A 17,557-nucleotide genomic window follows, 5' to 3' on the forward strand; every position below is an offset into this window, starting at 1 on the left:
GGTCTGTTACGTCGGTAGTTCGGAAAGCGTTGAGTCGTCGGAGAACACCGGCTTGCGCTTGGCCAGCCGGGCGGCCACCGCCTCGCGCTGGTTGGGGCTGCGGGCGATCTTGGCCATGGCCCGCCGTTCGCCGGCCAGGCCCTCGCCGATGGTCAGGTACCAGGCGCTGTCCAGCAGGGACTTGGCGGCGCGCACCGCGTCCGGGTTCTTCTCGGCGATCTCCCGGGCCAGCGCGAGCGCCTCTTCGCGCGGGTTGTCCGCCACCCGGGTGGCCAGGCCGTTGCGGGCCGCCTCCTCGCCGGTGATCACCCGGCCGGTGAGGGTCAGCTCCATGGCCACGTCCATGCCGACCAGCCGGGGCAGCAGCTGGGTGCCCGCCATGTCCGGGATCAGGCCCCAGCGCACCTCGGCCACGCTCAGCGTGGCCTCCGGGGCGACGATGCGGATGTTCGAGGTGAGCGCCAGCTGCAGCCCGCCGCCGAACGCCGGCCCGTTGATCGCGGCGATCACCGGCGCGGGGACGGTGTCCCACACGCAGGCGGCCCGCTGGCCCCGGTTCAGCTCGACCAGGTCGTCGTCCGGGTCCAACAGCTCGCGCCGGTCCGTCTCCGGCTCCCGCCAGTCCTGGTCGGCGGCCATCGCGGAGAACGCCGAGTAGTCCAGGCCGGCGCAGAACGCCCGGCCCTCGCCGGAGAGCACCACCGCCCGGATGCCCCGCCACCGGCGGACGGTCAGGCCGACCTCGAGCAGGTCTTCGAACATGGCGTTGTTCAGCGCGTTCAGCTTCTCCGGCCGGTTCAGCCGGACGTCGGCAACGCCGCCGTCGATCACGGCTCGCACGGTGCCGCCCGCGCCAACGATGGTCTCGCTCATCGGGTGTACTCACTCGCCTTCGGGACTTGGTCCTGCGGTTCCGGACCCCCATCCCAGCCGAAGACGCCGCGCCGGCGCAGCTCATCGTTGACCGTCTCAGCCATTCGTGCGCAGCGCTCGACCACGATCGCCTTGGCGCCCTCGGCATCGCCGCGCTCGATGGCCGCCAGTTCCTCGGCGTACGTCGGCAGCATGTGGCTCTGGTGGTTGGTGCGGTTGTCGGCACAGGCCAGCCAGAACGCGGTGGGCATGAACCCCTGGAAGGTGCCGATCGAGGCGCGCAGCCTCGGCCCGGCCACCTCCTGGTTGATCGCGCGGCGGAAGTCCCAGACCAGGTTCTCGAACTCCGCCTGGTCGGGTGCGCCGGACATCTTGTCCACCAGCTCGCGCAGCTGGCCCTTCAGCTGGTCGCTGCCCCGGGCGGCGGCGCGCGCGGAGGCGATGCCGCTGAGCATCCCGTAGATCTCGTAGTGCTCGCGCACCACGTCGGCGTCGAACCGCTCCAGGAAGACGCCCCGGTGGTAGGGGATGCTCACGATGCCGTCGCGTTCCAGCTGGTTGACCGCCTCCTGTACGGGTACCCGGCTCATGCCCAGGGTCGCCGCGATCTCCGTGCGGTCGATCCGGTCGCCCGGGCGCAGGCTGCCGTCCAGCAGCCCGGAGACGATGTGCGCGACGGCCACGTCCTTGTCCTTTACGCCGTACCGCTTGGGCATTCCGGACCTTTCCCCCGCTCCCTCGCGCACTTTGAATTCAAGTCATCGTGACATGCCGCGTGGTCCGCTGTCGACGGCCGGCGGCGGATGTCACTTTCTTTAGATCAGCTTGGACGGGCCGGCCAGGGCTTTCCCGGGTGTGGGTAGGCGGGCGGGCGGTCACCGAACGTGGTTGCCGCTCGTCGCCGAGCGCAGGGTGAGTCCGGTCGCCGCCATGATCGAACCGGACTCAGCTTGCGGTCGGCGCGGCGAGGCGGCGCGGTCGCCCGCCTCACGGTCACATCTGCCGCATGTGTCACAGAGTGGTCACTCAGGGTGAGCACTTGTCCAGGCCTGCCGGCGGGCTAGGGTGGCGGCCTCGCCGAGCGGTAGCCCAGGCGCCTTTTGATCATGAAACAGGCCGACTGCGCTACCACTCGGTGACCCGAACCCGGAGAACCCGACAGCGGGCGATCACGCTCCGCGACCCGAGGTGACGGGCGGCACCCAGGCCCGGAAGAAGCCCAAGCCGGCCCGTCCACGCTGATCTTTAAACCCACGCCCAACAGCCCGAAGAATCGTGGTGTTGCATTTTTCCACGCAGAGCTAAAGGGGGGTGGAGAGGGCGCGGACCTCTTGCATGAGGGGGAGCCAGGCTTCGCGGAGGGCTTCGTGGCCCATAAACAGGCCCAGGTGGCCGGCGTCCACCTCGCGGCGGGTGACCCGGTCTGTGCCGATGTGGTCGGCCAGTGTCCAGACCTGGGCGGGCGGGGTGATGTGGTCCTTGGAGCCGGCGATGAGGAATACCGGGCAGTCGATCGCGCCGAGGTCCACCCGGCGGCCGCCGGCGGCCAGCGTGCCGGCCACCAGCTCGTTGCCGGCGAACAGGTGCTCCACGATCCACAGGTAGAACGGGCCCGGGATGTCCTGGATCCACTCGAACCAGTTGGTGAACTCGACGTGCCGGGACACGTACTGGGGGTCGCGGATGTTCGCCCACAGGGCCAGGTTGCGGTCCAGCTCGGCCACCGGCTCCAGCAGCTTGAAGCCGAGCACCTGGTTGGCGCCACGCTGCACGCCTCCGCCCCGGTCGACCATGGCCCGGTAGGCGGCCAGCTCGGTCGCCCCGGCGGCCCGGCCGAGCGCGCCGAACACCCGCAGCCAGTCGCGGATCCCCGACCCGCCGGCGTGGAAGTCGATCGGTGCGCCGGCGATCGTCAGCGTGTTCACCTTCGCCGGGTGCAGCGCCGCCCACAGGGTGGCCAGCCAGCCGCCCTGGCAGTCGCCGACCAGGTTCACCCGGCCGCCCAGCAGGTCCACGGTCTCGCTCAGCAGGTCCAGGTAGTCCTCGATGCCGGCGTCGGCGGTCTGCTCGGTGGCGCCCCGCCAGTCCAGGCAGAACAGCCGGGTGAGGCCGGCCTCGCGCAGGGTGATCAGCTGACTCTGCCCGGGCGCGTAGTCGACGATGCAGGAGTCGTGGCCGGCCTGGGGCGGCAGCACCAGGGTGGGGACCTGTCCGTCCTCCGACGTGGAGTAGTCGCGCAGCCGGGCCAGCGGCCAGGTGCGCGCCACCGTGGCCTCGTGCGCCCAGCGCGGGCGTTCGCGAACACTGGTCGCGGCTACCCAGCGGGCCAGGTCCGCGCTCACCCGCATCGGGGTGGCCGGCAGGTTCGCCGAGGCGTAGGCCGTCCAGTGGGTGATCATCGACGTGGCGGCGCGCATCGGCGCGAGGGCGAACTCGGTGTACAGCCGGACCGCGGGGGAGCTCACCGCCTCAACATAACCGCCGGTACGGCCGGAACGCTGTGATCACTGTCATGCCCAGGCGTACCGTCGGGGCATGTGGCCGCGTCGCCGAGACCCGCCGCCGCTGATCACCGACGCGGCGCCGCCGGCGGACGACGAGCTGCGCCACCGCCGCCGGGTCTACACGGTGATCATGACGATTCACCTGCTCGGGCTGGCGGTCGGCGGCTCGCTCTACCACCGGGCGTGGCTGCTCGGGCTGATCATCCTCATCATCACCGGCCCGCTGCAGTGGGTGGCGGTGGTGCTGGCGAACGGGCGACGGCGGGTCAGGCGCCGGGATGGGCCAGGTAGCGGGGGTTCGCCACGGTGACCTTGGCGATGGTGAGCGCACGCACCGCGTCCAACACCTCCGGCCAGCGCCCGTCCAGCGAGCCGGACCGGATCGCGGCCACCAGCTCGGCGTCCGAGGCGCAGCCCAGCGCGGCCAGCCGTTCCGCGTGCGCCGCCCGTTGCGCGCCGCCCACCCGCAGCTCCCGGCGGGCGATGGCCAGCGCGTTGGCGGCCACCCGGGCGTGGAACCGGACCCGCTGGTCGGCGCCGGCGGCCGGCCCGTCCACCAGCTCTGCCCGCAGGAAATCAGCGGTGGCGGCGAGCAGCCCGTCCACCGACGGCGGGTCGTGCGGGTCGGCCGGCGCCGGTTCGACGGACTCCAGCGGGTCGTCCACGGGCCCGGCTTCGGTAAGGCCCAGGGCCAACAACACGTCGTGCTCCGACTCGCAGACCCGACGGCCGAGCACCGCCATCTCCACCGACCGCTCCGCCCCGGAGAGGTGGCGTTCCGCCTGCCGGCGGCAGATCACCGCCCAGTTCGCCGTGCCGAACACCTCCCACCAGCGCAGCGCCTCGTCGCTGGGCCGCCAGCCGGCCACCTCGGCGTAGCCGTCCAGCAGCGCGCCCCGGTCGCCGAACCCGCCCACCGCGGCCGGCGCACCGAACCGCCAGGCCTTCACGCACAGCCAGCCCAGGTCCTCCACCGGGTCGCCGACCTTGGCCCGTTCCCAGTCCAGCACCGCGCGCAGCCCTTCCGGGCCGACCATCAGGTTGCCGTTGCGGAAGTCCCCGTGCACCAGGGCCGGCCCGGCCGCCGGCGGCCGGTTCTCGGCCAGCCAGCGGAACGCCACCTCCAGTGCCGGCCGGGGCTCGCCGAACTCCTCGTGCATGGCGACCAGTTCATCCAAAGGGTCGACCGCGTCGCCCAGGTCCGGAAGCTTTTCCAGCGGGATCGCGTGGATGCGGGCCAACACCCGGCCCAGCTCGGCGGCCAGGGACGCCCTCGCCGACGCGTACTCCGGGTCACGCAGCAGCCGGCGGGGGATGGTCTCGCCGTCCACGTGGTCCATCAGCACGTAGGACCGGCCGACCTCGTCGCCGCCGTCGCCGAACGCGTGCGGCCGGGGCACCGGCACGCCGGCCTCGTGCGCGGCCACCAGCACGCCGGCCTCCCGGTCGATGTCCATCGGGTGGAACGCGCCCTCCGGGTCCCGGCGCATCACCAGCCGCCTGGCCCCGTCCCCCTCCACCAGGAACGACCAGATCTCCCGGCTGGCCCCGCCAGCCAGCTGCCTGGCCTCGCGCACGGTGACGGGGTGCCCCCACGTGCGCGCGAGCACGGCTTCCACGGCGGTCTCCAAGCCTGACACGGCCGAGATCGTAACCAGCGAACTCCGGAGGCGCCCCTTATCGTCGGAGGGTATGAGCCTGGTTGGAGTGACCCTGCCCATCGACGGGCTGCCGCTGCACCAGCACCGGGAGGCGGTGGACCGGCTGGCCGAGGCCGGCATCGGTGAGGTGTCCACCGGCGAGTCGAACGGGCTGGACGGGCTCAGCCCGCTGCTGCTGGCCTCCGCGTGGCGCCCCGAGCTGACCCTCTCCGTGTCGGTGGTCTCCGCGTTCACCCGGGGGCCGTCGATCATGGCGAGCACGGCGGCCGCACTGGCCGAGGCGGCACCCGGGCGGGCCCGGTTCGGCATCGGCGCCGGATCGGACCGGATCGTGCAGGGCTGGAACGGCATCCCGTTCGACAAGCCGTACTCCCGGGTGGCGCACACGCTGCGGGTGCTGCGCGCGGCGCTGTCCGGGCAGCGGGCGTCGGCCGCCGCCGAGTCCGCCGAGGCGCTGGGCATCGAGGACTTCAAGCTGGCCCGGCCGCCGGAGCGCCCGCCCGCGCTGGTGGTCGCCGCGCTCGGCCCCCGGATGCAGCGGCTGGCGGCGGCCGAGGCGGACGGCGTCGCGCTGAACTTCCTGGCCGCCGCCGACCTGACCACCGTCCGCAAGGCCGCCGCCGACGTGCCGAGGGCGCTGCCCGAGCCGATGGCCGTGCAGGCCAGGGTGTTCGTGGTGCCGGGCACCGGGGAGGGTGCCGAGCTGGCCGCCCGGCGGATGATCGCCGCCTACCTGACCGTGCCGGTGTACGCCAACTACCAGCGCTGGCTGGGCCGGGGCGAGGCGCTGGCGCCGATGCAGGCGGCCTGGGAAGCCGGCGACCGGGCCGAGGCGGTGCGGCTCATCCCGGACGAGGTGGTGCACGACCTTTTCCTGATCGGCTCGCCGGCCGAGTGCGCCCGCCGGGTGCGCGAGTACACCGACGCCGGGGTGGACATCGCCACGCTCGCCCTGCTGCCGCCGTTCGGCGCGTCGCTCACCCCGGCCGACCACGTCGACTTCCTCTGCGACCTGGCCCGAGCGCTTTAGCGCAGCGCGGCGGTCGGGGAGCCGCCGCCGTCCACGCCGATCCGCTGCAGGTTGACGTACCGGGTGCCGACCACGAACGCCACCGTGTCGGCCACGTCCTCCGGCTGGCACACCCGCCCGAACGGGGCCAGGTGGTCCAGCCCCGCCGCGTCCGGTGCATCGCTCAGCGCCCGGGCCAGCCGGTCGCCCATGTCGGTCTCCACCAGGCCGGGGGCCACCACGTTGACCCGGATGCCGTTGCGCAGCTCCTCCTTGCCCAGCGTCACGGCCAGCGACTCCAGGGCGGCCTTGGCCATCGAGTAGGGCGCACCGTTCTGCATCGGGTTGATGCCGGCCACGCTGGAGATGAACACCACGTCGCCCCGGGGCTGCTCGCGCATCTGCGGGATGAGCAGCCGGCACAGGTGGTGCGCGCCGAACGCGTGCGTAGCCATCACCTTGAGCGGCTCGCCCGGGTCGGTCCTGGTCACCGGCAGGCCCCGGCTGGCGATGCCGGCGCTGTGCACCAGGATGTCCACCTTGCCGAACTCGGCGAGCACCGCGTCCACCATGGCCCGGTCCTGCTCCGGGTCGTCCACCGAGGCGGCGAACGCCTTCGCCGTGCCGCCCTTCGCCTTGATCCGGCTCACCACGTCCTCGGCGGCGTCCGCGTCCCGCCGGTAGTTGACCGCCACCGCCGCCCCGTCGGCGGCCAACCGCAGCGCGATCGCCCGCCCGATGCCCCGGCTGCCCCCGGTGACCAGCGCCACCCTGTTCTCCACTGCGCCTCCCGTGTCGTTGCGGTCGATCCTGTGCGCTGGTCGCCTTGTGCGCCACCCGAGCGCTTTCAAGATCTGCTTGGACGGGCGCGGTTCCGGGCGCCGGCGGCTCGGGCGCCGCCCGTTGCTTTTCCGACTAGCTGGCTAATCACGGGTCACTTTTTGATGGTATTGGTGCCTTTGATATCAAAGTTCCCGCTGAGGTTGGCTCGGATGGTCGGCGCGGCAGCGTCCTGGGGCCTTAGCCGAGCCGTATGTCATCGAGTGGTGGCTGAGTCCCCTTTTTCTCATGATCAAAGGCGACTCAGCCAACTCTCGACGAAGCACCACGCGGTGAACGCCGATTAGCCGATGATTCGCCCGGAGCCGCACGCAACCGCCGGCCGGCCTCCCGGCCGAGCCCGCTGCCCACCCTCCCCGTCCAAGCGCTCTTGAAAACCCAACCCGGCACCTCACCGGCGGGTATGCCGCAAAATCTCCTCCGTCAACGCCGGCACAACATCCGAACCCAGCGCGTGGCCCAACTCCGGCACCACCACCAGCCGCGCACCGGAAATGACCGAAGCCAGGTGCTCAGCATGCGGCGGCGGGTTCACCGGGTCCTTCCGCGCGTCGATGACCAGGGTCGGGGTGCGCACCTTGGCCAGCTCCGGGCCGCGGTCGAGGCCTGAAGGATCGGCGAGTGCGTGGGCGGCGGGGTTCTCGTGGCCGCCGGAGTGCTCGATGATCCGTTCCTCCAGCCGGCGGGACTCGTCGGCGTCGAACGGCCCGTCCCCGCGCAGTAGCCGCCAGTGCGCCACCCGCCAGTCCAGCTCGGCCTCCCGGTCGCGCGGGTCGGCCATGTGCTGCCACAGCTCGAGCAGTGCCGGGTCCGGACCGGGTAGCGCCCGCGACTCGCCGTCGGTGGGGGACCAGGCACCCAGCGCCGCCGTGCTCCACAGTGTGGCGGTGAGCAGCCGGTCCGGGTGGTCGAGCACTAGCAGCTGGACCAGCGTGCCGCCCAGGGACATGCCGGCCACGTGCGCCCGGGCCAGGCCGAGCCCGTCCAGCACGGCGATCGCGTCCGAGGCCAGCCGGGTGATCGGGTAGGGCTGATCGTGGAACACCCGGCTGGACCGGCCGGTGTCCCGGTGGTCGTAGCGGATCACCCGGTGCTCCCGGCCGAGCGCGGCGACCAGCGGGTCCGGCCAGGCCAACCCGGCCGCGTTGGCCCCCATGACCAGCAGCAACGGCTCGCCGTCCGGTTTCCCGGACTCCTCGGCCCACAGCCGCACGCCCGGTTCCACCTCGATGAATCGCTCCATGGGCGACCATCCTGGCCGATCCCCCCGACGCCCTCGGAGGGGCGTTGTGACCAGATCCAAATGCTGTTAGATTAATTGAGGAAGAGGTGATCGTGATCGACTCAGCCGACGGGTTCCTCGGCGGGTTGCGGCTCGGGGAGATCGACCCGCGATCCACCGGGCTGGTAGCCGCGCACGCCGTGCTGGCGGCGGGCGGAACGGTGGACACCCGCCACCGTCTCGCCCACTCCGTACACCTGGCCCACCTGGCCGAACAGTCGCCGGACGGGCCGGTGGAGCTGGCCGTGGAGTGCCTGCGGGACGACGAGCACCTGTCCACCCGCCGGGTGCTGGCGACCTGCGGCCGCACTCCCCTGCTGTCCGCCACCGTCTCGTTCCAGCTGGCCCGGCCCGGCCGCGCGCCGCGCTACCAGCGGGTGGAGCCGTCGTCCGCGCCGGACCCGCACGGTCTGCTGGGTGGCCCGGGAGCGGCCGGGGTGCCGATCGACGTGCGCTGCCTGGAACCCGGCCGGCACTGGGTGCGCATCACCGAGGAGCTGCCGGACCTGGTCCTGCCGCACCTGGCCGCGCTGGTTTTCGCCGCCGACCTGCTGCTGGTGGATCCCGGAGACGAGTGGGCGGACGGGCGCGCGGTGAACCTGGACCTGTCGGTGCGCGTCCACCAGACCTTCCGCGCCGACGACTGGCTGTTGCACGAGTGCACCTACCCGTCGGCGGCCGACCACCGCACCTTCGGTACCGGGCGGTTCTACTCCCCGCTGGGGCGGCTGGTCGCCTCGGTGAGCCGGGAGACCGCCCTGGTGCCGTCCACCGAGAGGAGAGGTAACGATGTTCCATCACGTGGCCATCGCGGCCAAGAACGTCAAGCGGTCCCACCGGTTCTACACCGAGGCGATGGGCTTCACGCTGAAGAAGGTGGTGAAGCGGCAGACGCCGGTCGGCGGCTGGACCAAGCACATCTTCTATGACACCGGCAACGGGCTGTTCGCCATCTGGGACCTGACCGGCATCCAGGGCGTGGTGATCGAGGAGGGCGACTGGCAGGGCGGCATCGGCAACGGCCTGCCCTACTGGGTGAACCACGTGGCCTTCGACTGCCACGACATCGGCGGTCTGGAGGCGTGCAAGCAGCGCTGGCTGGACCACGGCTACCACGTTTCCGAGGTCAAGCACGAGTTCATCCACTCGATCTACACCCGCGACCCGGACGGCACGCTGGTCGAGTTCACCTACGACACCCAGCCGCTGACCGAGGCCGACGAGCGCGAGGCCGCCGAGCTGCTGGCCGACGACACCCCGGCCCAGGTGCCGGACTACGAGGGCGTCGGCCACCACTCCCCGCACTACCAGGCGCGCAAGGAGCGCGAGGCCCGTGAGTGATTTGTGTGGCTATAGCCACACAAATCACTCACGGGGCGCGGGGCGCCGGCTGAAAGCCCCTCGAAGGCGGCGCACGGCAGGCACGTCGACCGCGGCCGCCTGGCTGCTCGGGCTTGAATGAAACTTGTTCTAGTTTTTCCGGCGCGTCTTCAATAGGCTCGACCGGGTGATCTCCACCGTGGTCTGGGGCACCGGCAACGTCGGCCGTGCGGCCATCCGCGCCGTTGCCGCCCACCCGGAGCTGCAACTCGTTGCCGTCGTCGTTCGGAACCCGGACAAGGTCGGCCGGGACGCCGGCGAGCTGGCCGGCCTGGACGGGCGGCTCGGCGTGCCCGCCACCGACGACGTGGACGCCGTGCTGGCCGGGAAGCCGCGCGCCGTGGTGTACGCGGCGTCCGGGGACATCCGGCCGGACGACGCGCTGGCCGACATCTGCCGGGCGATCGGGGCCGGCGCGGTGGTCGTCACCCCGTCGCTGTACGCCCTGTACGACCACCGGAGCGCGCCGAAGGAGCTGCGCGACCCGGTGCTCGCCGCGATCGCGGCCGGCGGCGGCTCGCTGTTCGTCTCGGGGGTCGACCCCGGCTGGGCCAACGACGTGCTGCCGCTGCTGGTCAGCGGGCTCGGCACGGTGGTCGAGGTGATCCGCTGCCAGGAGATCTTCGACTACTCCACCTACGACCAGCCCGACGCCGTGCGCTACCTGGTCGGCATGGGCCAGCCGATGGACTACCAGCCACCCATGCTCATGCCCTCGGTGCCGACCATGGTGTGGGGCGGCCAGCTGCGGCTGATGGCGCGTGCACTCGGCGTCGAACTGGAGGACATCCGCGAGACGTGCGACCGGCGTTCGCTGGACGCCACGGTCGGCACCGCGATGATGGGCGAGTTCGAGGCCGGCACGCAGGGCGCGGTGCGGTTCGAGGTGCAGGGCATAGTGGACGGCGAGCCGCGCATCGTGGTCGAGCACGTGACCCGCATCCACCCGTCCTGCGCGCCCGAATGGCCGATGCCGCCGGACGGCACCGGGGCGCACCGGGTGATCATCGAGGGCCGCCCGCGCATCGAGGTCACCATCGAGGCGGCCGACGAGGGGGAGAACCGCTCGGCCGGTGGGAACGCCACCGCCGTCGGCCGGCTGGTGAACGCCATCGACTGGCTCGCCGGTGCGGCGCCGGGCCTCTACGACGCGCTGGACGTCCCGCTCCGCCCCGGGAAGCTGGAGAGAAAACCACGATGATCATCGACGTGCCCGAGGGCAAGGACCCGATCCAGTACGTGTGGGGCGAGATGGTCCCCGGCATCGGGGTCGCCGCCTCGAAGTTCTCCATGGCGGTCTACGCCGACTCGACCCTCGGGCTGCGCGAGTTCGAGGCCGCCCGGCTGCGCATCGCCCAGATCAACGGCTGCCTGTTCTGTCAGGACTGGCGGACCGAACGGGACGGGGAGAAGGTCGAGGAAGGCTTCGCGGAGGCGGTCGCGGGGTGGCGCACCGCGGGCGTCCTCGACGACCGCACCCGGCTGGCCGCCGAGTACGCCGAGCGCTACGCGGTCGATCATCACGGACTCGACGACGAGTTCTGGGCTCGGATGACCGGGAGTTACGACCAGCGGGAGATCGTGGAGCTGAGCATGAGCATCGGGTCGTGGCTGGCTTTTGGGCGGCTGAACCGGGTGCTCGGTCTCGATACGGCGTGCGTGCTGCCCGGTCACGCCCGGTAGGGCTCGGTTTAAAGATCGGCTTGGACGGCCGCGGGTGGGGTGGTCTGCCGCGGCTCGGGCGCGGCCTCTTGCGTTCGGTTCGGGGCGGGCGGCTGGTTTCACTTGCGTTTCGCGAGGGGTACATGGTGGGGGTTGGCGCAAGATCGAACCCCATGGTGTTCCCCTCGTGAAACCAGAGTGACGGATGGTGCGGCAGCGGCGCCCAGTCCATGATCAGCATGACATGGTGGTCGCTCTGGGGCGTCCGGAGCGACTGTGATGTCATGGTGACCATGTAAACCGCAACGGGCCGCACCTGAGCCGCGGCAGGCCAACCCAACCGCGGCCGTCCAAGCCGTCTTTTAGAACCGGCACCGCGCTCAGTCCAGTTGCGGAACCACGCGGGAGCCAATCAGTTCGACCATGTCGCGGAACTCGCCCGCCGGCTGGCCGCCCATGTCCAGGTAGAGCAGGTTGGTGTCCGTGGTGAGCATCTCCGACCAGGTGTTCAGCCGGTCGGCCACCTCGTCGGCACTACCTACCAACGCGGGACCCCGGGTGGTGAGGAAGTCGAAGTCGAAGGGCTTGCGGATGAAGGCCGGCGGGTCCGGGTTGACCCGGGGGATGATCTCCTTCATCAGCTCGAAGTAGGCGCGGTAGCGGGGCTCCCAGCGGGCTCGCGCGGCCTGGCTGGTCTCGCCCACGTTCACGTGCCAGCAGGCGCCGACCCTCGGTTCGTGCGGGTGGCCGTAGGAGGCGAACCGCTCCCGGTAGGTGGCCACCACCGGCTTGAACATCTCCGGGTTGCCGAACGCGCTGGGCAGCATCAGGTCCAGGCCGAGGCGCGCGGCCAGCTCGGCGGTGGACTCCGACGCGCCGCCGCCGATCCACAGCGGCAGCACGCCGACCGGCGGCGGCTGGAGCACGAACTCCTCGATCGGCGCGCGGTGCGCCGAGCCCGGCCAGTTGACCTCCTTGCCGCTCCACAGCTGTACCAGCAGCTCTACGGCGTCGTGGAACAGCTCGTGCGAGTCCTCGATCTTCTGCCCGAACAGGGTGTAGGTGGACACGAAGAAGTTGCCCCGGCCGACCACCACCTCGCAGCGCCCGCCGGACAGCACGTCCACGGTGGCGTAGTCCTCGGCCACCCGCACCGGGTCCAGGTTGGCGGCCAGGGTGACCGCCGTGGACAGCCGCAGTCGCCGGGTGCGCTCACCGATCGCCGACAGCATCACCGGCGGCGAGGAGAAGGTGTACTCCAGCCCGTGGTGTTCGCCGATGTGCACGCCGTGGAAGCCGACCTCGTCGGCCGCCGCGGCCGCCTCCACCACGCCCCGGTGCCGCTCGGCGTGGGTCTCGCGGTACCCGGTCACCGGGTCGGTCACCAGGTCGCCGAGGGTCATCAGGCTGAGCTTCATGGACGGGCCTTTCCGGGCTTCGGGAGGTCTTGCCGACACTCTACCAAACAGCGTTAGGTTTTGTCAGTGTTTGTCCATGAAGCCGTGCCGGTGCATCCAGCCGTGCACCAGGTCGGCGGCGGTGGCCAGGTGGGAGCGCTGGTCGGCGCCGCTGAAGTAGTGGTTGGCCTCGGGCAGCTCGGCCAGCTCCTTGTCCGGGTGGCCGATCGCCTGGAACACCTGTTGCTGGTGGCTGACCGGGACGGCGTCGTCGCACCCGTTGCGGACCACCAGTACCGGCGCGCTCACCCGGGGCGCGGCGTCGCCGGCGTCCACCTGCGCGGCATCCAGGCTCCACTGGGACAGCCAGCCGCGGGCGGTGGTGAACCGCATCAGCGCCCCGGGGCTGTGGTTGGCCACGGCGGGGTCGCCCAGGTAGCTCCAGCCCGGCCTGCGGCCGTTCGGCTCGATCGCCGGGTCCAGCCAGCGCGGGTCGGCCATGGTGCCGTGCACGACGAAGGCGTGCTCCCGCTCGGGATGCCCGGCGGCCGCGAACCCGGCCAGCTTGTCCCGGGCGAAATCGGTGATCCGGCGGGACCGGGCGCGCTGGCGTTCCCGGTAGGCGGCCAGGAAGTCGGCCGAGTAGGGCGGCTGGTTGGGGTTGGCCGGGTCGTAGAGGTCGAACTCGGCGTCCCGGTCCCGCTCCGGCTCCAGCTCGTTGGTGATCGAGGCGTCCAGGAACTCGGTGAGCAGCCGGTGCCGGCTGCGCGGCGCGGCCAGCTGCAGGACCCCGTCGGCGGCGGGCAGCTCGGTTTCGGCCAGCGGGCTGGGCTCGCCGGCGGCGGTGTGGGTGATCTTCGGCTGCTCCGCCTCGGCCTGGTAGCCCATCATCGGCGAGCCGCCGCCGCTCCAGCCGGCCAGCACCACCTTCCGGTAGCCCAGCCGCTCCCGCGCGTCGCGCACGCAGGCGGCCAGGTCCAGCAGCACGTTCTCCATCTGCAGCGCGGCGTCGCCGGTCGAGTAGCGGTTGGCCGAGCCGATCACGTGCAGGCCGGTTCGGGCCAGCTCGGGGAACAGTGGCAGGTAGGCCGGCGAGCCGATCGGGTGCATGGCCACGATCACCGTGTCCGAGTCCCGCTCGCCGCGCAGCAGCTGCGCCTGGCGCACCACGTGGTCGTCGATGCTGCCGTAGACGTCCTTCCGCGCAACCCGCTCGCGGGTGACGATCAGGTAAGGCGTACGGCGGTACTTGGTCCGTTCCGGCGTCACGGTCCAGTACCTTACCATTCAGTGTTTGGTTATTGGAGGGAGGAACTGCCCGGTGATCGATGTCATCGAGGTCAGCCCGAGGGACGGGCTGCAGAACGAGCCGGTGGCGCTGCCCACCGGGGCGAAGATCGAGCTGATCGAACGGGCGGCGGCGGCCGGCGCGCGCCGAATCGAGGCGGTCTCCTTCGTCCGGCCGGACGCGGTGCCGGCGATGGCCGACGCGGAAGCGGTGATGAAGGGGCTGGACCGCCGCCCCGGGGTGTCCTACATCGGGTTGGTGCTGAACCGGCGGGGCCTGGCGCGGGCGGTGGACGCCGGCGTCGACGAGATCAACGTGGTGGTGCCGGTGACCGACGAGTTCGCCCGGCGCAACCAGAACGCCTCCGCCGAGGCGCTGATCGAGATGGCCGAGGAGGTCGTCGCCGAGGCGGCCGGCCGGGACCTGCCCGGTTCGGTGACCCTGGCGGTGTCCTTCGGCTGCCCGTTCTCCGGCGAGGTGGACCCGGCGCGGGTGGTCGAGTTCGGGGTGCGCGCGGCGCGGGCCGGAGCGGCCGAGCTGGCCCTGGCCGACACCATCGGGGTGGCGGTGCCGGCCCAGGTGCGCGGGCTGGTGGACAAACTGCGCGCCGAGCTGGGGGACGGGACGCCCCCGCTGCGCATGCACTTCCACAACACTCGCAACACCGGTTACGCGAACGCGGTCGCCTCGGTGGACCTGGGGGTCACCCGGCTGGACGCCAGCACCGGCGGCATCGGCGGCTGCCCGTTCGCGCCCGGGGCTACCGGCAACATCGCCACCGAGGACCTGGTCTACCTGCTCGAACGCAGCGGCCTGCGCACCGGTCTGGACCTCGCCGCACTGATCGACACCGCCGGGTTCCTGGCCGGTGCGCTCGGGCGGCCGGTGCCCGCGCTACTGCCCCGGGCGGGCGGCTTCCCGGCCGGCTGAGACCGGGCCGGCGCCGAGGGGTGCCGCGGCGGCCTCCGGGGACACGCGGGGGCCGCGCAGGGCGTGGTGCGCGGCGATTCCCCTGGTCAGGATCGGCGAAAGCTCCGAGCCGGGGCAGCATCGGAGGTCGACCACGTTGTCCCCGTACCGCCGGTGCGGGTCGTGCGAGCGGAACCGGCCGTCGTCCAGCGTGGGCGCGAAGGTTTCACAGAGGAAGCAGAAGGCCTCGTGCGTCATGCTCGCTCATTTCGAACCGAGTGACCGACCGGAGCAATCGCTATCTTAGTGGACCGTTTCCAACCAGGTCCAGCAGGTCGCGAACAGCCTGCTGAGGCAATCGGTAGCAGTGGCTATCTAGTTGGCTGGGCTATGCACTGGCCCGGGTGCCGTCGCGCGGCGGCACGACGGCCGGCGCGGGCACCTGCGGCGGGACGTGCGGCTGGGGCGCCGGGTTGGGTATCGGCGGCGCCTGGGTCGAGCCGGCGCGCTCCACGGCGGCCAGCACCACGCTGTCGATGATCCGCTCGCAGACCAGGTCGAACAGCTCGTCCGGGGTGAGCGCGCTGCGCGCCGCGGCGTCGGTCAGGTACGGGGTGGCCGCCGCGTCGACGACCTCGGTGGACATGCCCCGCCGCGCCTCGTGCAGCGCGCTGCCGATGGCGTACAGCTCGAGCGCCTCCAGCATCGGGGCGATCGCGCCGACCGGCACGTTCTCCGCCCAGAGCAGGGCGACCGTGGCGTCCAGCTGCGCCGCGCCGATGCCCAGCGGCTGGCGGCCCAGCATCACCGGCACCAGGTCGGGGTGGTCCCGGAAGGCCTGGCGCAGGTTGCGCACGTTGCGCATCAGCCAGACCCGCCACGGCTCGTCCGGGCTCTGCGGGGTGCGCACGGCCTCCAGCGCGAGCCGGGCCGCGCCGACGATGATCTCTTCCTTGTTCTCGAAATGGTGGTAGAGCGTGGCGCCGTTGATCTTCAGGCGGTCCGCCAGGTGGCGGATGCTGAGCGCCTCGATGCCCTCCTTGTCGATGATCTCCAGGGCGACCTCGAGCGCTCTGCGCTTGGAGATCAGGGCGGTTCTGGGTCGCGCCACCGGTGTGCTCCTCGTCCGCGGATCGGGGTCCTCGGTACGCTACCAAGTGTCACTTGTTAAAGGGCGCGCGCTAGGGGTGCGCGTCCGGCGGTTTCACCCCTCTGAGCAGCGACTGAAACACCTTCCGGTCCAGCTCGAGCCGCTCGGAGACGGTTCCGGCCTGTTCATCTCTGAGTAGTCGCTTGGTAGCGGCCAGTGCGGCGGACGGCTTGCCGGTCAGCGCCGCCACCCGGCCGCTCACCATTTCACGCAGCGCCTCGGCATCCGGCGCGACCGCGTTCAGCAGGCCCATCCCCAGCGCCTCGGCGGCGTCGAAGGGCTCGCCGAACAGCATCAGCTCGGCCGCCTTCCGCGCCCCGACCAGGCGGGGGAGCAGCAGCGTAGACGCCGCCTCGGGCACCAGTCCGAGGTCCACGAAGGGCAGCCGGAAGACCGCGCGCGCACTCGCGTAGGCCAGGTCGCAGTGCGGCAGCACGGTGGTGCCGACGCCGATCGCCGGCCCGTCCACCTCGGCGACCAGCACCGGCCGCAGCGCGTGCAGCGCGGCCAGGAAGCGCAGTGGCGGCGCGTCGTCCCCGGTCGGCGGGTTGGCGGCCATGTCCTTCAGGTCGTTGCCGGCGGTGAACGAGCCGCCGGAGCCGGTCAGTAGCACCACCCGGATGTCCGGGTTCTCGGTGGCCTCGGCCAGCGCGTCGGCCAGCCCGGCGTACATCGCCATGGTGATCGCGTTGCGTTTGGCCGGCCGGTTCAGCGTGATCGTGCGCAGCCCGTCCTCGTCATTTACTAGTAGATCGCTCACTTGGGGGCCATCCGGATCGCTCCGTCCAGTCGGATCGTCTCGCCGTTGACCATCGGGTTGCGCACGATGAACGCCACGCAGTCGGCGAACTCGGCCGGGTCGCCCATCCGGCTGGGGTGCGGCACCTGCCGGGCCAGCGAGCGCTGCGCCGCCTCGGGCAGCCCGAGCAGCAGCGGCGTCTCGAACATGCCGGGCGCCACGGTGACCACCCGGATCGCGTGCTGGGCGAACTCGCGGGCGATCGGCAGGGTCATCCCGGCCACCCCGGCCTTGGCGGCGGTGTACGCGGCCTGGCCGATCTGCCCGTCGGTGGCGGCCACCGAGGAGGTGCAGACGATCACGCCCCGGTCGCCGTCCACCGGTTGGTTGCCGGCCATCGGCTCGGCGGCCAGCCGGATCACGTTGAACGTGCCGATCAGGTTCGCCGTCACCGTGCGGGTGAAACCGGCCAGCGGGGTGGCCGCGCCGTCGCGGCCCAGCACCTTGGTGGCGTCCGGCACGCCGGCGCAGTTGACCACGATCCGCAGCGGGCCGAGCTCGGTGGCGGCGCGCACCGCCGCGCGCACGTCCGCCTCCTCGGTGACGTCGGCGGGGGCGAACACCGCGCCGATCCGGCGCGCCGTCTCGGCGCCGTCCGACCGGGGGAGGTCGCAGATCACCACCCGCGCGCCCTCGTCGATCAACCGCCGCGCGATGGCCAGGCCGAGCCCGGACGCCCCGCCGGTGACCAGTGCGGAACAACCTTCGGGATGCATGCTTGGGAGCATAACCATATGGCGTTAGATTGAGGCGTCCCGACGGAGTGGCGGTACTTGTGGTGCGTACTAACCTCATAGTATTGA

The 17,557-nt window shown here is 71.8% G+C and carries 18 protein-coding genes and 1 pseudogene; 7 read left to right on the top strand and 12 right to left on the bottom strand.

Going from position 1 to position 17,557, the window contains the following annotated elements; genetic code table 11:
- Nucleotides 1-6: 6 nt before the first annotated feature.
- The 3 genes from ABEB12_RS29640 to ABEB12_RS29650 form a co-directional block, all read right to left on the bottom strand.
- Entirely contained in the window at nucleotides 7-873 is an 867-nt protein-coding gene (locus ABEB12_RS29640) for a crotonase/enoyl-CoA hydratase family protein (protein ID WP_185059870.1), read from the bottom strand.
- Nucleotides 870-1,589 carry a GntR family transcriptional regulator gene (locus ABEB12_RS29645; protein ID WP_185059871.1) on the bottom strand — a complete coding sequence of 240 codons (720 nt, stop codon included), beginning with the start codon at nucleotides 1,587-1,589 and terminating at the stop codon, nucleotides 870-872. Before ABEB12_RS29645 ends, ABEB12_RS29640 begins: the two co-directional genes overlap by 4 nt.
- Before the next feature lie 585 nt (nucleotides 1,590-2,174).
- Nucleotides 2,175-3,338: an alpha/beta fold hydrolase gene (locus tag ABEB12_RS29650; RefSeq protein WP_221497602.1), complete on the bottom strand. Its 1,164-nt coding sequence runs from the start codon at nucleotides 3,336-3,338 to the stop codon at nucleotides 2,175-2,177.
- 70 nt (nucleotides 3,339-3,408) lie between these two features.
- On the opposite strand from ABEB12_RS29650, the gene ABEB12_RS29655 reads away from it, so the two are divergent.
- Nucleotides 3,409-3,687, top strand: coding sequence for a DUF3099 domain-containing protein (locus ABEB12_RS29655; protein ID WP_185059872.1), 279 nt, complete (start codon nucleotides 3,409-3,411; stop codon nucleotides 3,685-3,687).
- Here ABEB12_RS29655 and ABEB12_RS29660 read toward each other — a convergent pair.
- Nucleotides 3,644-5,017: a phosphotransferase family protein gene (locus tag ABEB12_RS29660; RefSeq protein ID WP_345703253.1), complete on the bottom strand. Its 1,374-nt coding sequence runs from the start codon at nucleotides 5,015-5,017 to the stop codon at nucleotides 3,644-3,646. The genes ABEB12_RS29655 and ABEB12_RS29660 overlap by 44 nt on opposite strands.
- A gap of 52 nt (nucleotides 5,018-5,069) precedes the next feature.
- On the opposite strand from ABEB12_RS29660, the gene ABEB12_RS29665 reads away from it, so the two are divergent.
- Nucleotides 5,070-6,068 (top strand): LLM class F420-dependent oxidoreductase, encoded by a 999-nt coding sequence (locus tag ABEB12_RS29665; protein ID WP_185059874.1) that lies wholly within the window; start codon nucleotides 5,070-5,072, stop codon nucleotides 6,066-6,068.
- On the opposite strand, the gene ABEB12_RS29670 is transcribed toward ABEB12_RS29665, so the two are convergent.
- A complete protein-coding gene (locus ABEB12_RS29670; protein ID WP_221497603.1) occupies nucleotides 6,065-6,829 on the bottom strand; it encodes an SDR family NAD(P)-dependent oxidoreductase in 765 nt (254 codons plus the stop codon). The genes ABEB12_RS29665 and ABEB12_RS29670 overlap by 4 nt on opposite strands.
- A 449-nt stretch (nucleotides 6,830-7,278) precedes the next feature.
- Nucleotides 7,279-8,130 (bottom strand): alpha/beta fold hydrolase, encoded by an 852-nt coding sequence (locus ABEB12_RS29675; RefSeq protein WP_185059875.1) that lies wholly within the window; start codon nucleotides 8,128-8,130, stop codon nucleotides 7,279-7,281.
- A gap of 92 nt (nucleotides 8,131-8,222) precedes the next feature.
- On the opposite strand from ABEB12_RS29675, the pseudogene ABEB12_RS29680 reads away from it, so the two are divergent.
- The 4 genes and pseudogenes from ABEB12_RS29680 to ABEB12_RS29695 form a co-directional block, all read left to right on the top strand.
- Nucleotides 8,223-8,909, top strand: a pseudogene (locus tag ABEB12_RS29680) (acyl-CoA thioesterase); the annotation flags it as partial.
- Between the two features lie 49 nt (nucleotides 8,910-8,958).
- Entirely contained in the window at nucleotides 8,959-9,510 is a 552-nt protein-coding gene (locus tag ABEB12_RS29685) for a VOC family protein (RefSeq protein ID WP_185059876.1), read from the top strand.
- A gap of 166 nt (nucleotides 9,511-9,676) precedes the next feature.
- Nucleotides 9,677-10,750, top strand: coding sequence for a dihydrodipicolinate reductase (locus ABEB12_RS29690; RefSeq protein WP_185059877.1), 1,074 nt, complete (start codon nucleotides 9,677-9,679; stop codon nucleotides 10,748-10,750).
- Complete coding sequence (locus tag ABEB12_RS29695) at nucleotides 10,747-11,232, top strand: carboxymuconolactone decarboxylase family protein (RefSeq protein ID WP_185059878.1); 486 nt, start codon at nucleotides 10,747-10,749, stop codon at nucleotides 11,230-11,232. The genes ABEB12_RS29690 and ABEB12_RS29695 overlap by 4 nt, the downstream gene beginning before the upstream one ends.
- Before the next feature lie 359 nt (nucleotides 11,233-11,591).
- Here ABEB12_RS29695 and ABEB12_RS29700 read toward each other — a convergent pair whose 3' ends face one another.
- Together ABEB12_RS29700 and ABEB12_RS29705 are read right to left on the bottom strand one after the other, a co-directional pair.
- Nucleotides 11,592-12,629, bottom strand: coding sequence for an LLM class flavin-dependent oxidoreductase (locus ABEB12_RS29700; protein ID WP_185059879.1), 1,038 nt, complete (start codon nucleotides 12,627-12,629; stop codon nucleotides 11,592-11,594).
- 63 nt (nucleotides 12,630-12,692) lie between these two features.
- A complete protein-coding gene (locus tag ABEB12_RS29705; RefSeq protein ID WP_221497605.1) occupies nucleotides 12,693-13,877 on the bottom strand; it encodes an alpha/beta hydrolase in 1,185 nt (394 codons plus the stop codon).
- Between the two features lie 52 nt (nucleotides 13,878-13,929).
- Between ABEB12_RS29705 and ABEB12_RS29710 the strand changes: the two genes are divergently transcribed.
- Nucleotides 13,930-14,826, top strand: coding sequence for a hydroxymethylglutaryl-CoA lyase (locus tag ABEB12_RS29710; protein WP_185059881.1), 897 nt, complete (start codon nucleotides 13,930-13,932; stop codon nucleotides 14,824-14,826).
- Here the strand turns inward: ABEB12_RS29710 and ABEB12_RS29715 are convergent.
- The 4 genes from ABEB12_RS29715 to ABEB12_RS29730 all read right to left on the bottom strand — a co-directional run bounded on the left by ABEB12_RS29715 (nucleotide 14,791) and on the right by ABEB12_RS29730 (nucleotide 17,470).
- Nucleotides 14,791-15,063 carry a hypothetical protein gene (locus ABEB12_RS29715; protein WP_185059882.1) on the bottom strand — a complete coding sequence of 91 codons (273 nt, stop codon included), beginning with the start codon at nucleotides 15,061-15,063 and terminating at the stop codon, nucleotides 14,791-14,793. The two genes, ABEB12_RS29710 and ABEB12_RS29715, sit on opposite strands and share 36 nt — an antisense overlap.
- A gap of 130 nt (nucleotides 15,064-15,193) precedes the next feature.
- Nucleotides 15,194-15,916 carry a TetR family transcriptional regulator gene (locus ABEB12_RS29720; protein ID WP_185059883.1) on the bottom strand — a complete coding sequence of 241 codons (723 nt, stop codon included), beginning with the start codon at nucleotides 15,914-15,916 and terminating at the stop codon, nucleotides 15,194-15,196.
- 70 nt (nucleotides 15,917-15,986) lie between these two features.
- The gene (locus ABEB12_RS29725; RefSeq protein ID WP_185059884.1) at nucleotides 15,987-16,715 is read right to left on the bottom strand and encodes an enoyl-CoA hydratase-related protein; all 729 of its coding nucleotides are present in this window, start codon (nucleotides 16,713-16,715) and stop codon (nucleotides 15,987-15,989) included.
- On the bottom strand, nucleotides 16,712-17,470 hold the full coding sequence (locus ABEB12_RS29730) for an SDR family NAD(P)-dependent oxidoreductase (protein WP_185059885.1): 759 nt from the start codon (nucleotides 17,468-17,470) through the stop codon (nucleotides 16,712-16,714). Before ABEB12_RS29730 ends, ABEB12_RS29725 begins: the two co-directional genes overlap by 4 nt.
- Nucleotides 17,471-17,557 lie beyond the last annotated feature (87 nt).

Source organism: Actinospineispora eucalypti, assembly GCF_039543365.1.
Classification (GTDB): Bacteria; Actinomycetota; Actinomycetes; order Mycobacteriales; family Pseudonocardiaceae; genus Pseudonocardia; species Pseudonocardia eucalypti.

What these genes read in the sequence shown, in the direction of transcription:
- ABEB12_RS29700 (WP_185059879.1), bottom strand. Translation starts at nt 12,629, where the DNA reads ATGAAGCTCAGCCTGATGACCCTCGGCGACCTGGTGACCGACCCGGTG.
- ABEB12_RS29695 (WP_185059878.1), top strand. Translation starts at nt 10,747, where the DNA reads ATGATCATCGACGTGCCCGAGGGCAAGGACCCGATCCAGTACGTGTGG.
- ABEB12_RS29730 (WP_185059885.1), bottom strand. Translation starts at nt 17,470, where the DNA reads ATGCATCCCGAAGGTTGTTCCGCACTGGTCACCGGCGGGGCGTCCGGG.
- ABEB12_RS29715 (WP_185059882.1), bottom strand. Translation starts at nt 15,063, where the DNA reads ATGACGCACGAGGCCTTCTGCTTCCTCTGTGAAACCTTCGCGCCCACG.
- ABEB12_RS29665 (WP_185059874.1), top strand. Translation starts at nt 5,070, where the DNA reads ATGAGCCTGGTTGGAGTGACCCTGCCCATCGACGGGCTGCCGCTGCAC.
- ABEB12_RS29645 (WP_185059871.1), bottom strand. Translation starts at nt 1,589, where the DNA reads ATGCCCAAGCGGTACGGCGTAAAGGACAAGGACGTGGCCGTCGCGCAC.
- ABEB12_RS29655 (WP_185059872.1), top strand. Translation starts at nt 3,409, where the DNA reads ATGTGGCCGCGTCGCCGAGACCCGCCGCCGCTGATCACCGACGCGGCG.
- ABEB12_RS29685 (WP_185059876.1), top strand. Translation starts at nt 8,959, where the DNA reads ATGTTCCATCACGTGGCCATCGCGGCCAAGAACGTCAAGCGGTCCCAC.
- ABEB12_RS29675 (WP_185059875.1), bottom strand. Translation starts at nt 8,130, where the DNA reads ATGGAGCGATTCATCGAGGTGGAACCGGGCGTGCGGCTGTGGGCCGAG.
- ABEB12_RS29640 (WP_185059870.1), bottom strand. Translation starts at nt 873, where the DNA reads ATGAGCGAGACCATCGTTGGCGCGGGCGGCACCGTGCGAGCCGTGATC.